15 protein-coding genes and 1 riboswitch are annotated in these 14,300 nt (G+C 70.2%); of the genes, 3 read left to right on the forward strand and 12 right to left on the reverse strand.

The genetic code is table 11. The features are described from left to right. Positions 1-136: 136 nt before the first annotated feature. Together panC and ACIN94_RS24965 are read right to left on the reverse strand one after the other, a co-directional pair. Positions 137-991, reverse strand: coding sequence for a pantoate--beta-alanine ligase (gene panC, locus ACIN94_RS24960; RefSeq protein WP_400710434.1), 855 nt, complete (start codon positions 989-991; stop codon positions 137-139). After that, a complete protein-coding gene (locus ACIN94_RS24965) occupies positions 982-1,872 on the reverse strand; it encodes a Rossmann-like and DUF2520 domain-containing protein (RefSeq protein ID WP_400710603.1) in 891 nt (296 codons plus the stop codon). Before ACIN94_RS24965 ends, panC begins: the two co-directional genes overlap by 10 nt. A 166-nt stretch (positions 1,873-2,038) precedes the next feature. Between ACIN94_RS24965 and ACIN94_RS24970 the strand changes: the two genes are divergently transcribed. Then, positions 2,039-3,010, forward strand: a complete 972-nt coding sequence (locus ACIN94_RS24970; protein ID WP_400710437.1) for an SAM-dependent methyltransferase — start codon at positions 2,039-2,041, stop codon at positions 3,008-3,010. A gap of 40 nt (positions 3,011-3,050) precedes the next feature. Here the strand turns inward: ACIN94_RS24970 and ACIN94_RS24975 are convergent, their stop codons facing one another. Continuing rightward, entirely contained in the window at positions 3,051-4,250 is a 1,200-nt protein-coding gene (locus tag ACIN94_RS24975) for a cytochrome P450 (RefSeq protein ID WP_400710440.1), read from the reverse strand. Between the two features lie 74 nt (positions 4,251-4,324). Continuing rightward, positions 4,325-4,440: riboswitch (SAM riboswitch) on the forward strand. Between the two features lie 52 nt (positions 4,441-4,492). On the opposite strand from ACIN94_RS24975, the gene ACIN94_RS24980 reads away from it, so the two are divergent. Together ACIN94_RS24980 and ACIN94_RS24985 are read left to right on the forward strand one after the other, a co-directional pair. After that, a complete protein-coding gene (locus tag ACIN94_RS24980) occupies positions 4,493-5,779 on the forward strand; it encodes an aminotransferase class V-fold PLP-dependent enzyme (protein ID WP_400710443.1) in 1,287 nt (428 codons plus the stop codon). Between the two features lie 17 nt (positions 5,780-5,796). After that, complete coding sequence (locus ACIN94_RS24985) at positions 5,797-6,993, forward strand: NADH-quinone oxidoreductase subunit D (RefSeq protein WP_400710446.1); 1,197 nt, start codon at positions 5,797-5,799, stop codon at positions 6,991-6,993. Between the two features lie 15 nt (positions 6,994-7,008). On the opposite strand, the gene ACIN94_RS24990 is transcribed toward ACIN94_RS24985, so the two are convergent. From ACIN94_RS24990 to tilS, 9 genes are all read right to left on the reverse strand, one after another. Next, positions 7,009-7,464 (reverse strand): DUF3180 domain-containing protein, encoded by a 456-nt coding sequence (locus ACIN94_RS24990; RefSeq protein WP_400710449.1) that lies wholly within the window; start codon positions 7,462-7,464, stop codon positions 7,009-7,011. Then, positions 7,461-7,958, reverse strand: a complete 498-nt coding sequence (gene folK, locus ACIN94_RS24995) for a 2-amino-4-hydroxy-6-hydroxymethyldihydropteridine diphosphokinase (RefSeq protein WP_400710453.1) — start codon at positions 7,956-7,958, stop codon at positions 7,461-7,463. Before folK ends, ACIN94_RS24990 begins: the two co-directional genes overlap by 4 nt. Further along, positions 7,955-8,317: a dihydroneopterin aldolase gene (folB, locus tag ACIN94_RS25000; protein WP_400710456.1), complete on the reverse strand. Its 363-nt coding sequence runs from the start codon at positions 8,315-8,317 to the stop codon at positions 7,955-7,957. Before folB ends, folK begins: the two co-directional genes overlap by 4 nt. Then, complete coding sequence (locus tag ACIN94_RS25005; RefSeq protein ID WP_400710458.1) at positions 8,314-8,751, reverse strand: nuclear transport factor 2 family protein; 438 nt, start codon at positions 8,749-8,751, stop codon at positions 8,314-8,316. Before ACIN94_RS25005 ends, folB begins: the two co-directional genes overlap by 4 nt. Next, the gene (gene folP, locus ACIN94_RS25010) at positions 8,748-9,599 is read right to left on the reverse strand and encodes a dihydropteroate synthase (protein WP_400710460.1); all 852 of its coding nucleotides are present in this window, start codon (positions 9,597-9,599) and stop codon (positions 8,748-8,750) included. The genes ACIN94_RS25005 and folP overlap by 4 nt, the downstream gene beginning before the upstream one ends. 271 nt (positions 9,600-9,870) lie before the next feature. Next, positions 9,871-10,446: a GTP cyclohydrolase I FolE gene (folE, locus tag ACIN94_RS25015; RefSeq protein WP_400710606.1), complete on the reverse strand. Its 576-nt coding sequence runs from the start codon at positions 10,444-10,446 to the stop codon at positions 9,871-9,873. A gap of 8 nt (positions 10,447-10,454) precedes the next feature. Further along, a complete protein-coding gene (ftsH, locus tag ACIN94_RS25020; RefSeq protein WP_400710463.1) occupies positions 10,455-12,425 on the reverse strand; it encodes an ATP-dependent zinc metalloprotease FtsH in 1,971 nt (656 codons plus the stop codon). A 282-nt stretch (positions 12,426-12,707) separates the two neighbouring features. After that, positions 12,708-13,265 carry a hypoxanthine phosphoribosyltransferase gene (hpt, locus tag ACIN94_RS25025; protein ID WP_400710466.1) on the reverse strand — a complete coding sequence of 186 codons (558 nt, stop codon included), beginning with the start codon at positions 13,263-13,265 and terminating at the stop codon, positions 12,708-12,710. Between the two features lie 11 nt (positions 13,266-13,276). Next, on the reverse strand, positions 13,277-14,290 hold the full coding sequence (gene tilS, locus ACIN94_RS25030) for a tRNA lysidine(34) synthetase TilS (RefSeq protein WP_400710469.1): 1,014 nt from the start codon (positions 14,288-14,290) through the stop codon (positions 13,277-13,279). Positions 14,291-14,300: the final 10 nt, after the last annotated feature.

Consider the following 14,300-nt stretch of genomic DNA (forward strand, 5'->3'; position numbering starts at 1 on the left):
AATGTGACGATAACGCGCGCCGCACAGTGTTTCTTCCCCGGGGTGTCCCTAACGACCGGGACCGTTGACCGGTTGATGGAGCGGGAAATGGGAGCCGCCCGGATCGAGTGTGGCCGTGGTGCCGGGGATGGCTCCGTCAGAGGGTGATGGTCACGTTGTCGATCAGCCGGGTGGATCCCACCCTGGCGGCCACGGCGAGGATCGCCTCACCCGTGTGGTCCTCGCGGACCTCGGCGAAGGTCGCCGGGTTCACCAGGACCAGATAGTCGACGGCCACCGCGGGCTCCGCCGCCAGCACGGCACACGCGGCCCGGCGGATCTCCTCCGGCGTCCGCTGCGCGGCCCCCGCGAACAGGGCCCGGGACAGGGCCAGCGCCGCCCCGCGGTCCTCAGGGGACAGGTAGCGGTTGCGGCTGGACAGCGCCATGCCGTCCGCCTCCCGGACCGTGGGCCCCCCGACGATGGAGATCGGCAGGTCGAGGTCGGCGACCATCCGGCGGACCATCGCGAGCTGCTGGGCGTCCTTCTGCCCGAACACGGCCACGTCCGGCCGGACCAGGTTGAACAGCTTGAGCACGACGGTCAGCATGCCGTCCAGGTGTCCCGGGCGGAACGCCCCCTCGACGACCGTGCCCATCTCCCCGGCCGAGACGCCGACCTGCCGGTCCGGCAGGTACATCTTCTCCACGGAGGGGGCGAACACCATGCTCACGCCCTCTGCCGCGCAGACCTCCAGATCGGCGTCGAATGTCCGGGGATAGCGGGAAAAATCCTCGTTAGGGCCGAACTGCAGCGGGTTCACGAAGATGCTCACGGCCACGTGTTCGGCCCTCTCCCGGGCCAGCCGCATGAGCGAGCGGTGCCCCTCGTGCAGAGCGCCCATGGTCGGCACCAGCGCCAGGGACGCCTCCGCCGGGGGTGTCCCGCCGATCCCCAGTGCCCGCCTCGCCTCGGCCAGCTCTGCGCGGTCGCCCGCCACGATCACGTCCATGTGTTGCCTCCCAGGGCATCCAGAAGGCGCTCTGCGGCCTCGGGCTTGAGCAGCCCGGCCGCCAGCGCCCGGTCCGCCGTGAGCCTAGCGAGGGCCACGTAGGCGTCCGCGGCCTCGGGTGCCGCCACGATCAGCGCGTCCACGTGCTTGCGGACCGTCCCCGCGTCTCCACGCACCACCGGGCCGGTCAGCCCGGCGATGCCGAGCCGCAGCACGTTGTCCAGAGCCGCGCCCAGCAGCGGGCCGAGCATCCGGTCCGGCTGGTCCACGCCGATCTTCCTGAGCAGCTCGGAGGACTCCGCGACCAGGGTCACCATGTGGTTGGCCGCGCTCGCCAGGGCCGCGTGGTAGAGCGGCCGGTCCTCGTCCTCGATCCAGACCGGCTCGCCCTCCATCTCGATGACCAGTGCCTCGGCCACCGGGCGGAGCGGCTCGGGTGCGGTGACACCGTAGGAGATGCCGACGAGCCGGCGGAGGTCATCGTCCTTGCCGGTGAAGGTCATCACCGGGTGGAGCGCCAGCGGAAGCGCCCCTGCCTTGATGGCCGGGTTCAGCACCGCCAGGCCGTACGCGCCGCTGGTGTGCACCACCAGCTTGCCCCGCAGGTCGGCACCCGTCTCGGCCAGGCCGGAGACCAGTCCGGGCAGCACGTCGTCGGGGACCGTCAGAAGGATGAGATCCGACCGGGCCACCACGTCCTCCGGCGTGATGGGTGCCAGGCCGAGCCGTTCGGCCGCCCGATCCCTGGAGGAGTCGGAGACCCCGCTGGCGGCGACGACTTGATGGCCCGCCCGGGCGAGCGCGGCGCCGAGCGCCGAGCCGACCCGGCCCGCCCCGACCACTCCGACGGCCAGCCGTGCCGGGCGATCACCTGCGTACATGACGTCCCGTCCTTCGACCACGTGGGGCTCCATGCCCAGTTGACAAGGGTAATGCGCCTGACTACCGCAACCGGGTAAAGTCCCGTGTCCGAAAACGGCAGCCGACTGTGAAGCCCGCCCCGCCGGAGGATCCGCGCCGCCCGACGGCCAGAAGGTTGTAGCGTCTGTGGACGTGTGGCTCACCTGGCGCGCCGCGATGGAGCAGGCGCTCTACGGCGAGAACGGCTTCTACCTGCGCGAGCGCCCCTCGGGGCACTTCCGGACCTCGGTCGGCGCCTCCTCCGTCTTCGCCGAGGCCGTGCTGCGCGAGCTCGTCGCGGTGGACACCGCGCTCGGCAACCCGTCGGCGGTCGACCTGGTGGACATCGGCGCGGGCGAGGGCGGGCTGGCGGCCGGGGTGCTCGCCGTCGCCCCGCCCTCTTTGCGTTCCCGGTTGCGGGTGACCGGGGTGGACCTGGCTCCCCGGCCCGCCCGGCTGCCCGAGGAGATCGGCTGGGCCGCGGCCGTGCCGGACGGGATCGGCGGACTCGTGGTCGCCAACGAGTGGCTGGACAACGTGCCCGTGGACATCGCCGAGCAGACGGCGGACGGCCCCCGCCTGGTCCTGGTCGACCCCGCCTGCGGCGCGGAACGGCTCGGGGACAGGCCGCAGGAGGCCGACCTGGCCTGGCTGGCCCGCTGGTGGCCGATGCGGGCGGTGGGCGAGCGGGCCGAGATCGGCAGGCCCCGCGACGAGGCCTGGGCGTCGGTGATCGTACGGCTGGCCCGCGGGCGGGCGATCGCGATCGACTACGCACACCCTGTGGACGGCCGCCCGCCGTACGGAACACTGGCCGGTTACCGCGACGGGGCACTCGTCGCGCCCGTGCCGGACGGCTCGTGCGACATCACCGCCCACGTGGCCCTGGACGCCTGCGCGGCCGCCGGAGAGCGCGCAGGGGCCGTCACGACGGCCCTGACCACCCAGCGGCAGGCACTACGCGCCCTCGGCGTCACCGGCTCCCGCCCGCCCGTCGACCGCGCCCGCAGCGACCCCCGCGGCTACCTCCACGCCCTGGCCAGGTCCTCGGAGGAGGCGGAGCTGATCGCCCCCGAAGGGCTCGGCGCCTTCGGCTGGCTCACCCAGGACCGCCTCTGAAGACGGAGCCCGCAGACAGATCGGCACCGGGCGGGGTGGGTCAGACGCGGACCTGGAGGGACTCCAGGCCTCGGATGACGTAGCCGGGGCCCCAGGTGGGCTCGGCGGTCAGTTCGAGCTTCGGCGCCTTGCGCAGCAGCGCGCCGAACGACTCGACCAGCTCGATCCTGGCCAGCGGCGCGCCCAGGCAGAAGTGGATGCCCGCGCCGAAGGAGATGTGTGGGTTGTCCACCCGGCCGACGTCCAGGCGGTCGGGGTCGGCGAACACCTCGGGGTCGCGGTTGGCCGAGCCGAACAGCAGCGCCACCTCGGTACCTCGCGGGATGTCCACCCCGCCCACCGTGATGTCCTCCAGGACCCAGCGCTCGAACATCTGCAGCGGGGTGTCCCACCGCATCAGCTCCTCGATCGCCGTGGGCAGCAGGCCGTGGTCGGCGCGGAGGCGCTCCAGCTCGGCCGGGTTGCGGAACAGCGACCACCAGCCGTTGCCGGTGACGTTGACGGTGGCCTCGTGCCCGGCGTTGAGCAGCAGCACGCAGGTGCCGACCAGCTCCTCCTCGGTGAGCTTGTCACCCTCGTCCGCCACCAGGGCCAGCGCGCTGATCAGGTCGTCACCGGGGTCCGCCCGGCGGGCACGGGCCAGCTCGACGAGGTAGGCCGAGAACTCCTCCGCCGCGCGCACCGCGGTGTGCTGGGCCTCGACCGAGGGGCTGAGCTCGTACATCCCGCAGATGTCGGCGGACCAGGGCCGCAGCAGGTGCCGGTCGGCCTCGGGAACGCCGAGCATCTCGGCGATCACGGTCACCGGGAGGGGTTCGGCCACCTCGGCGATCAGGTCACCGCCGCCGCGCTCGACGAACCCGTCCACCAGCTCGCCGGCGATCCGGGCGACCTTGGGACGGAGCGCCTCGACCATGCGCGGGGTGAACGCCTTGGACACCAGCCGCCGCAGCCGGGTGTGGACCGGCGGCTCGACGTCCAGCATCCCGGCCCTGACCACCCGCCAGAACGGGTCCTGGAACTCGGGGTCGTCCGGCCTGCCGAACTCGGCGTGCGTGGCCACGTGCAGGTAGGAGCGGCCGAGCCTGCGGTCGCGCAGCAGCGCGTTGACGTCGGCGTGCCGGGCGATCAGCCACTGGCCGGTCGGCTCGAAGAAGCTGACCGGGCGCTGCCGCCTCAGCTCGTCGTAGACCTCGTAGGGATGGGCGACGAATTCCGGATTCCAAGGATCAAAGCGCACGTAAGCATCCTAATGTTGACTTAAGACTCAGTCTGCTTGTCCGGCCCGTGGCGTCGGTTATAGTTCCCCCCATAGGTCATGAGTGCCAGTGACAAGCCCCGGCTCGCTGGCCGGCAACCCTCGCGTCCGCGGCGGGGTGCCCCGGGTGAGGACCTGGTCCGGCACGAGGTGTGCCGGGCAAGCGCGGGCTCCACGCACCAACGCCATGGGTTGGGGTCCGATGACCTCCAAGGAGCCTTGGCGTGTCCGCACTGACGATCTCCACCACCGCCGCAGCCGTCCCCTCGACCCGCGTCTCCGACGATCGGCGGATCCCCAGGGTTCTCGGCTCGGACCTTGAGGTCCCCGCCAAGGGCGGCAGGCTCGTCCCCTACGCCAACCTCGACTACGCCGCCAGCGCGCCCTGTCTGGAGCCGGTGAGCGCCGCCGTCACCGCCGCGCTCCCGGCCTACTCCAGTGTCCACCGCGGCGCCGGATACGCCTCCCAGCTCACCACGGCCCGCTACGAGCAGGCCCGGAACACGGTCCGCTCCTTCATCGGCACGCGCCCCGGCGACGCGGTGATCTTCACGCGGAACACCACCGACGCGACCAACCTGCTGGCCCGCAGCCTGCCCGAGGGGACCACCGTCGTGGTCTTCGACACCGAGCACCACGCCTCGCTCCTGCCCTGGGCCGACACCGTACGGCTCGCGCCTCCCGCCCTCCCCGGCGAGGCGGTCCGCGCCGTCGACGAGGTACTGGCCGGGATCGACGGCCCCACGCTGCTGGTCGTGACCGCGGCCTCCAACGTCACGGGCGAGCTCTGGCCGATCGCCGCCCTGGCCCATATCGCCCACCGGCACGGCGCCCGCATCCTCGTCGACGCCGCCCAGCTCGTCCCGCACCGCCCTCTCAACCTGACCGCGCTGGACCTGGACTACGTGGTCTTCTCCGGCCACAAGCTCTACGCCCCGTTCGGCGCGGGCGCCCTGATCGGCCGCGCCGACTGGCTGTCGGAGGCGGAGCCGTACCTGCGGGGCGGCGGCGCGGTGAAGGCCGTCGACGACGACGGGACCGAGTGGCACACCGACCCCGAGGCCCGCCACGAGGCCGGCACCCCCAACGTCCTGGGCGCCATCGCCCTGGCCGCCGCCTGCGACGCGCTGACCGCCACCGGCTGGAGCGCGCTGCTCCGGGAGGAGGAGCGCCTGATCGGACGCCTCCGCGCCGGCCTCGCCGCCGTCGAGGGCGTCCACGAGCTCTCCCTGTGGGGACCCGGCCACCCCCGCGTCGGCATCGTCTCCTTCGTGGTGGACGGCTTCACCGCCCGCGAGGTCGCCGAGGTCCTGTCCGGTGAGTACGGCATCGGCGTGCGCGACGGCAAGTTCTGCGCCCACCCCTTCGTCCGGCACCTCCTCGGAGCCAAGGACGGTGGCTGCGACGACGTCACCGCCTCCGCCGTCCGTGCCTCGATCGGGATCGGCACCACCGAGGAGCACGTCGACCGTCTGGTCGCCGCCCTGCGGGAGCTTGTCTCGCGGGACTGACGTGGCAGCATGGTCCTATGACTGAGCGTCGCGCCGGAGACGGGCCCCGGGAGATCAGCGTGGGGATGGGCGCCGGAGCGAGCGCCGTGCAGGGAGCGCGGGGCAAGGAGCTGGCGACCGAGGACATGGTCCTCAACATCGGACCGCAGCATCCGTCCACACACGGGGTGCTGCGGTTGCGGCTCACGCTGGACGGAGAGCGGATCAGCGCGGCCGAACCGATCGTGGGCTACATGCACCGCGGCGCGGAGAAGCTGTTCGAGGTGCGTGACTACCGGCAGATCATCGTGCTGGCCAACCGGCACGACTGGCTGTCGGCGTTCTCCAACGAGCTGGGCGTCGTGCTCGCGGTGGAGCGGATGCTCGGCATGGAGGTGCCGGTCCGGGCGGTCTGGACGCGCACCCTGCTGGCCGAGCTCAACCGGGTGCTCAGCCACCTGATGTTCCTCGGGTCCTACCCGCTGGAGCTCGGCGCGATCACCCCGGTCTTCTACGCGTTCCGGGAGCGCGAGACCCTCCAGGCCGTGATGGAGGAGATCTCCGGCGGGCGGATGCACTACATGTTCAACCGGGTCGGCGGCCTCAAGGAGGACCTGCCGGAGGGGTGGACGGACCGGACCTCGCGCGCCGTCGCGGACGTGCGGCGGCGGCTGCCCGACATCGAGAACCTGATCGCCGGGAACGAGATCTTCCTGGCCCGCACGGTCGGGGTGGGCGTGCTGGACCGTGAAACGATCATGCAGTACGGCGTGAGCGGCCCGATCGCCCGTGCCTCCGGGGTGGACATGGACCTGCGCAGGGACGAGCCCTACCTCGCCTACGGCGAGCTGCCGGTGAAGGTCGTCACCCGGTCGGCCGGAGACTGCCACGCCCGGTTCGAGGTGCTGCTGGAGCAGGTGAAGGTCTCCCTGGACCTGGCCGACGCCTGCCTGGAACGGCTCCGGGAGCTGCCGCAGGGGCCGATCAACCAGCGCCTGCCCAAGGTGCTCAAGGTCCCCGAGGGCCACACCTACGCCTGGACCGAGAACCCGCTCGGCATCAACGGCTACTACCTGGTCTCCCGCGGCGAGAAGACCCCGTGGCGGCTGAAGCTCCGCTCGGCCTCCTACAACAACGTCCAGGTGCTGCGCGAGATGCTCCCGGGCCATCTGCTGGCCGACATGGTCGCCATCCTCGGATCGATGTTCTTCGTCGTGGGCGACATCGACAAGTGACGGGCGGGCGGCCGGCTAGCGGTTGTCCTCCTCCGAGGAGTCCTTCGGCACCCTGCAGCAGTACTCCAGGTAGAGCGCGGCGCAGACCAGCACCACGCAGCCGGCGAACGAGCCTGCGGCGATGAGGAAGTCGCGCTGGGGCACGCTCTGCTCCAGCAGAGCGGCGGTGTAGAGGGCGAACCCGGCGAAGACGCCGCCGAAGACCGCCCCGCCGTACGCGGAGGCCTTGGCGAGGGCCGCGAGCCGGGCCACGGCCAGCGGCTCGATGGGCTCGGTGCCGCCCCTGCGCTCGATCCTGGCCTTTGTCATCCACCCGCTGTAGACCTCGCCGATCGCCAGCAGGAGCACCGTGGGGATCGCGGTCCACGGCACGGTCGGCAGAGACGAGTAGAGCGGCTTCAGGAACGCCCATGTGATGATCGCGAATACGATGATGAGACCGACGAGCACAGCGGGACGGGTCGGCTTCAAATGGGCCTCTGCAACGTCAGATCGGTGCGGAGCCGTACGTAGTCCTGGTCGAGCCCGGTCAGGAGGTCGGCGACCCTCCGCCCGGACAGCACCGCGTCCGGGTCGACCCGCAACCACGGCACCAGCACGAACGCGCGCTCGTGCGCCCTGGGGTGCGGCAGCGTCAGTCTGGGGTCGTCCGAGACGACGTCCCCCACCATGATCAGATCGACGTCCAGGGTGCGTGCTCCCCAGCGCTCCGTCCGGACCCGGCCGAAGGCGTCCTCCTCACCCTGAGCGCGTTCGAGGAGCGTCCAGGGGTCCAGGGTGGTCTGCGCGATCACCACCGCGTTGAGGTACGGCCCCTGCTCGGGACCGCCGACCGGGTCGGTCTCGTAGACCGGTGACACGGCCACGAAGTCGAGTCCGGGCGCGTCGAAGAGGGAGTCGAGCGCGCCCTGCAGCGTCTCGAACCGGTCACCCAGATTGCTGCCGAGCGCCAGCACGACCTTCATGCCCGGCTCCGCGTGATCGTCACGATCACATCGTCGAACGGCAGCGGGATCGGGGCGGCCGGCTTGTGCACGCTCACCTCCGCGGACAGTACCTGCTCGCGGGCCAGGCAGACATCCGCCAGCCGCTGGGCCAGCGTCTCGATCAGGTTGACCGGCTCACCCTCCACGACCTTCACCAGGTCCTGGGCCAGCTCGCCGTAGTGCACGGTCCTGGTGAGGTCGTCCCCGGCCGCCGCGGGCGCCGTGTCGAGGAAGAGCGTGGCGTCGACGACGAACTCCTGGCCGAGCTCACGCTCCGCGGCCAGCACGCCGTGCCGTCCCCGGGCCCGCAGGCCCTTCACCTTGATCCGGTCCGTCACGCGGCCTCCTCCTCGTCTTCCTCGTCGCCCTGCAGCACCGGTGAGCCGTGGTGCAGCCAGAGCCGCCATCCCGCCGGTGTCTTGATGAAGGTGTTGCTCGCCACCACCTTGCCCGCGGCGAAACTGGAGTCGCCCTCGTCACCCGCGGTGAGGATGTTCTCCTCGCAGGTGAGGACTGCCACATCCCCCAGAACCATGACGCGGACGTCGGTCAGCACGAACTGGATGTAGGGGGTGTTGGCCATGATGAGCGCCCAGGAGCGCAGCACCTCCTGCCGGCCGTTCACGATCGGCCACCCCGGATGCACGCAGCCCACCTGCTCGCCGTCGGTCTCCTCGGCCCAGATCTCGGTCATCTGGTCGAGGTCGGCGTTCTCGATCGCGGTGTAGAACGCCTGGTTGACCGTCTCGACGGCGGTGGTGTCGACGCTCATGCTCCTGCTCCCTGAACTGCGGCAGCCACGCGGACGGCGTCCGCGTTCGGGCCTACGTTGTGCACCCGCACGCACCATGCCCCTGCTCTTGCGACAAGGGTGGTCACGGCGAGCGTGGCGTCGTCACTGCGGCTGAAAGGACGCGGCGTACCGTCCGGGTCTGCGAGCAGCCGGCCCAGGAAACGCTTCCGCGAGGCCCCGATGAGCAGCGGGTAGCCCAGCTCGGCGAGTCGGTCGAGCCCCGCGAGCAGTGCCCAGTTGTGTTCGGAGTTCTTGGAGAATCCCAGCCCCGGGTCCAGCACGATCTGGCTCTCGGCCACTCCCTCGGCGAGCACGGAGGCGACCCGCTTGGAGATCTCCTCCCGCACCTCGGTCACGACGTCGCCGTAGACCGCCTCGCTGTTCATGGCGTGGCTGTGCCCCCGCCAGTGCATCACCACGTACGGCACCCCGGACGCGGCGACGACCCGCGGCATCGCCGGATCGGCCAGTCCGCCGCTGACGTCGTTGACCAGTTTCGCCCCTGCCGCCACGGCCGCCTGCGCGACCTCGGCCCGCATGGTGTCCACGCTGACCGTGACACCTTCCTGGCTCAGCTCCCGGATGACCGGCACGACCCTGGCCAGCTCCTCGTCGAGCGACACCCGTGCCGCCCCCGGCCTGGTGGACTCCCCGCCCACATCGATGATGTCGGCGCCCTGCTCGACCAGCTCCAGGCCGTGCCGTACGGCTGTCGCCGGGTCGAACCACCGTCCACCGTCGGAGAACGAGTCGGGGGTCACGTTGACCACGCCCATCACCAGGCATCGGCCCTCGTCGGGCATGCCCGGCACCTTCCACGTAGTCATGCGGACAAGCCTAGGCGTTGTGCGCTCTTCGCCCATCTCACGGGTCCAGCTTGTGCCATATCGAATGTGCCCGCCCCTATTTGTCCTGGTCAGTTGATCGAAGAGCGTTCGGATCATGCCGGACCTCGGCAAGTGTGGAGATATTAGCCCGAGCGCGGCGGGGTTGGAGGGCTTTCGAACCGTGGCATAACGCAGAAACCCCGCCCGGGACGCCGTAGCGGCCCGGACGAGGCGAGATGTCCGTGGACAATGACTCAGCTCGGATTCAGCTTCAGCGGAGGATGAGCGCCATCGCTTCGGCGCGGGTCTTGTCGCTCTCGCGGAAAACACCGCGCACAGCCGAGGTGCTGGTCTTGGCGCCGGGCTTGCGGACACCACGCATGGTCATGCAGAGGTGTTCGCACTCGACCACGACGATGACCCCGCGAGGCTCCAGCACCCTCATGAGCGCGTCGGCGACCTGGGAGGTCATCCGCTCCTGCACCTGGGGACGGCGGGCGTACACGTCGATGAGGCGGGCCAGCTTGGACAGGCCGGTGACCTGGCCCTTCTCGTTCGGGATGTAGCCGACGTGGGCGACGCCGTGGAACGGCACCAGATGGTGCTCGCAGGTGGAGTAGACCTCGATGTCGCGGACGAGCACCATCTCGTCATGGTCGACGTCGAAGACCGTGGTCAGCACGTCCTCCGGGGAGTGTCCCAGCCCGGCGAACTGCTCCGCGTAGGCGCGGGCGACGCGGGCCGGGGTGTCCAGCAGGCCGTCCCGGTCCGGATCCTCACCGATCGCGATCAGAATCTCGCGGACGGCGCTCTCGATCCTCGCCGAGTCGACCTGCAAGGGCTTCATGCTCACGCTCAGTTACCATCCCTGGACACGTAATCCGGGTAGCCCGTACCCGCGGGAAGCGCACCGTTGCCGGCCTGCTCCTTCGGGGTCAGGATCGGCGGGCGGTCCGAGGGGAGCCGCTTGCCGTAGCCGGAGTAGGAGGGGCGCTTCTCCCTGACGACCACCGGCGCGAAGATCTGCAGCACCTGGTCCCGGGAGAGCGTCTCCTTCTCCATGAGCTCAAGCACGAGGTTGTCGAGAACATCACGGTATTCGACGAGGATCTCCCAAGCCTGGTCGTGACCGGCCTCGATCAGGCGGCGCACCTCCTCGTCGATCGTGGAGGCGACCTTCTCGGAGTAGTCACGCTCGTGACCCATCTCGCGGCCGAGGAAGACCTCGCCGTTGCCGGAGCCGAACTTGCGGGCGCCGAGCTGCTCGCTCATGCCGTACTCGGTGACCATGCGACGGGCGATGGAGGTGGCCTTCTCGATGTCGTTGGAGGCGCCGGTGGTGGGCTCGTGGAACACGAGCTCCTCCGCCGTGCGGCCGCCCAGCAGCATCGCGAGCTGGTCCAGCATCTCCGAGCGGGTCGCCAGGAACTTGTCCTCCATCGGCAGCGTCATCGTGTAACCGAGGGCGCGTCCGCGGGACAGGATCGTGATCTTGTGGACCGGGTCGGAGTTGGGCAGCGCGTGCGCGACCAGGGCGTGACCACCCTCGTGGTACGCGATGATCTTCTTTTCCTGGTCCGACATGACGCGGGACTTGCGCTCCGGACCGGCCATCACGCGGTCGATGGACTCCTCGAGGAGCTCCATCGTGATCAGTTTCTGGTCGGCGCGCGCGGTGAGCAGCGCGGCCTCGTTGATCACGTTGGCCAGGTCGGCACCGGTGAAACCGGGCGTCCGGCGGGCGATGATGTCGAGCTCGACGCCCTCGGCGAACGGCTTGCCGCGACCGTGCACCTGGAGAATGCCCTTGCGGCCCTCCAGGTCGGGGCGGTCGACGGTGACCTGGCGGTCGAAACGGCCGGGGCGGAGCAGTGCCGGGTCCAGGATGTCGGGCCGGTTGGTCGCGGCGATCAGGATCACGCCGCCCTTGACGTCGAAGCCGTCCATCTCGACGAGGAGCTGGTTCAGCGTCTGCTCGCGCTCGTCGTGGCCGCCGCCGAGACCGGCGCCGCGGTGACGGCCCACCGCGTCGATCTCGTCGATGAAGATGATCGCCGGCGCGTTCGCCTTGGCCTGCTCGAACAGGTCACGGACGCGCGAGGCGCCGACACCGACGAACATCTCGACGAAGTCGGAACCGGAGATCGAGTAGAACGGCACGCCGGCCTCGCCCGCGACGGCCCTGGCGAGCAGGGTCTTGCCGGTTCCGGGCGGGCCGTAGAGCAGAACGCCCTTGGGAATCTTGGCACCGATCGCCTGGAACTTGGCCGGGGCCTGCAGGAACTCCTTGATCTCCTGGAGCTCCTCGATGGCCTCGTCGGCGCCCGCGACGTCGGCGAAGGTGGTCTTCGGGGTGTCCTTGGTGATGAGCTTGGCCTTCGACTTTCCGAAGTTCATCACCCGGGAGCCGCCGCCCTGCATCTGGTTCATGATGAACAGGAAGAGCAGCACGATGATGACGATCGGCAGGAAGCTCAGCAGGAGGCCGAGGAGGAAGTTCTCCTTCGGCACGTCGACGGTGTAGCCCTTGTCCAGCTTCTGCGCCTTGGCTGCGGCCTGGAGCTGGTCGGCGAGCTGAACGCCCTGACCGGTCACCCACGAGGCGGTGTAGCGCTTACCGTCGGTCGTGGTGACCTCGATGCGCTGATCCTTGTCGATGATCTTGGCGTTGGAGACCTTACCTTCGTCGATCCAGCTGACGACCTTCGAGGTATCGGTCTTCTCGTAGTTGCTGTCGCCGCCCCACACCGTGTTGAGGAGCAGGAACAGCACAACGATGCCCAGGATCCACAGCAGTGGCCCACGTGTAAATCGCTTGAGATCCATCCGATGCGGAACCCCGGCGGGCCCGTCCCTTCCTGACCAAGGCCTGGCACCCCGGGCGAACCCGGGGTTCGCGGTATCCCTAACCGCTCCAACTGACTCCTCAGAGACGCCTTGGAAGGTCATCTCTCTGGTGTCTGAAGGTACACCGGCAGGCCGTGCAGAGTAACTGCCCGGGCGTTACCGGCTTTGCCCTACCAACGTACGTCAAGTAGGTCGGTGTTCCCCGCCGCTATGAGCAATGTTGCCCTCCACGGAGGGCACGCTTCGCGCAGGGCGTACTTTTCAGCTCGCTCCATACACGTGCGGGGCAAGGGTGCCGATGAAAGGAAGGTTGCGATATCGCTCTGCGTAGTCGAGGCCGTAACCGATGACGAACTCGTTGGGAATGTCGAAACCGATGTATTTCACATCGATCGGCACCTTGACCGCGTCCGGCTTCCGCAGGGCGGCGCAGATCTCGACGGAGGCGGGGTTGCGCGACTTCAGGTTGTGCACCAGCCACGACAGGGTCAGGCCGGAGTCGATGATGTCCTCGACGACCAGCACGTGACGGCCGGCGATGTCGGTGTCCAGGTCCTTGAGCACGCGCACGACGCCCGAGGACTTGGTGCCCGCGCCGTAGGACGAGACGGCCATCCAGTCCATCTGGACCGGCAGGTGCAGCGCCCTGGCCAGGTCGGCCATGACCATGACCGCCCCCTTGAGAACGCCCACGATCAGCAGGTCCTTGCCCGCGTAATCCTCGTCGATCCGGCCCGCGATCTCCTTGATCTTGGCCTGGAGCTCTTCCTCCGGGATGAGGACCTTCGAGAGGTCCTTGCCCATGTCGGCTGCGTCCACCTGGGATTTCCTTACGAGACGGGGCTGACTGACTGTCTGGCGAGTATCAGGGTGCCATACCGGCGGACCGCTCCAACCCCCCCGGGGACCTCTACGCGCCGCTGTCCGTGCCAATCGGTGATCAGCCGGTCCAACTGGAGGACGTGCGACGCGGCGAGCGTACCCGGCGGGGCTCCGGCTTCGATCGCCGCCCGGCGCAGCACCCGCCGCCGCACCGCGGCGGGCAGATCCGCCAGTTCCGGTACGGCCAGCGCAACCGCCCCGATATCGCTTAGAGCTGAATCGGAGACGACCGCTCGCCCGTAGGCGTCGTCGGCCCAGCCGTCGAGAGCGTCGGCGTCGTCCCGGCACAGGGCCGCGGTCCGGGCGAGCGCCTCGGCGACCCCGGGACCGAGCTCCTCCTCGAAGGCGGGCAGCAGCCGATCGCGGACCCGGACACGGGCGTAGCGGGAGTCGAGGTTGTGCGGGTCCTCCCACGGGGAGAGCCCGAGCGCCGCGCAGGCCGCCACGGTCGTCCTGCGGTCGATCTCCAGCAGCGGGCGCCGGTAGAGCCCCGCCCGCGCGGGCATCCCCGCCAGCGACCGCGTCCCGCTCCCCCTGGCCAGCCGGAGGAGCACGGTCTCGGCCTGGTCGTCCCTGGTGTGCCCGAGGAGGACGGCCGCCGCCCCGAGCCGCCCCGCGGCCTCTGAGAGCGCCGCGTATCGGGCCTCCCTGGCCGCCGCCTCGGGGCCGCCGGAGGTCCCGACGGAGACGCTCAGCGCTTCGGCGGGGTCGAGCTCCAGGACGGCCGCGAGCCGTACGACGTCGGCGGCCTGACCGGAGGAGCCCGCCTGAAGACCGTGATCGACCGTCAGCAGGCCGGCACGGAGCCCGGCACGGGGCGCCACGAATCCCAGCCCGGCCGCGAGCGCCAGGGAGTCGGCGCCGCCGCTGCACGCGACCAGGACGAGGTCGCCGGGCTCCACATCGTCCAGGACGTTCCGTACGGCACGGCGGATATCGGCGACGACCGGAGGCGGACCCATGCCGCCATTG

The organism is Streptosporangium sp. NPDC087985, from assembly GCF_044741965.1.
In the GTDB taxonomy this organism is placed as follows: Bacteria; Actinomycetota; Actinomycetes; order Streptosporangiales; family Streptosporangiaceae; genus Streptosporangium.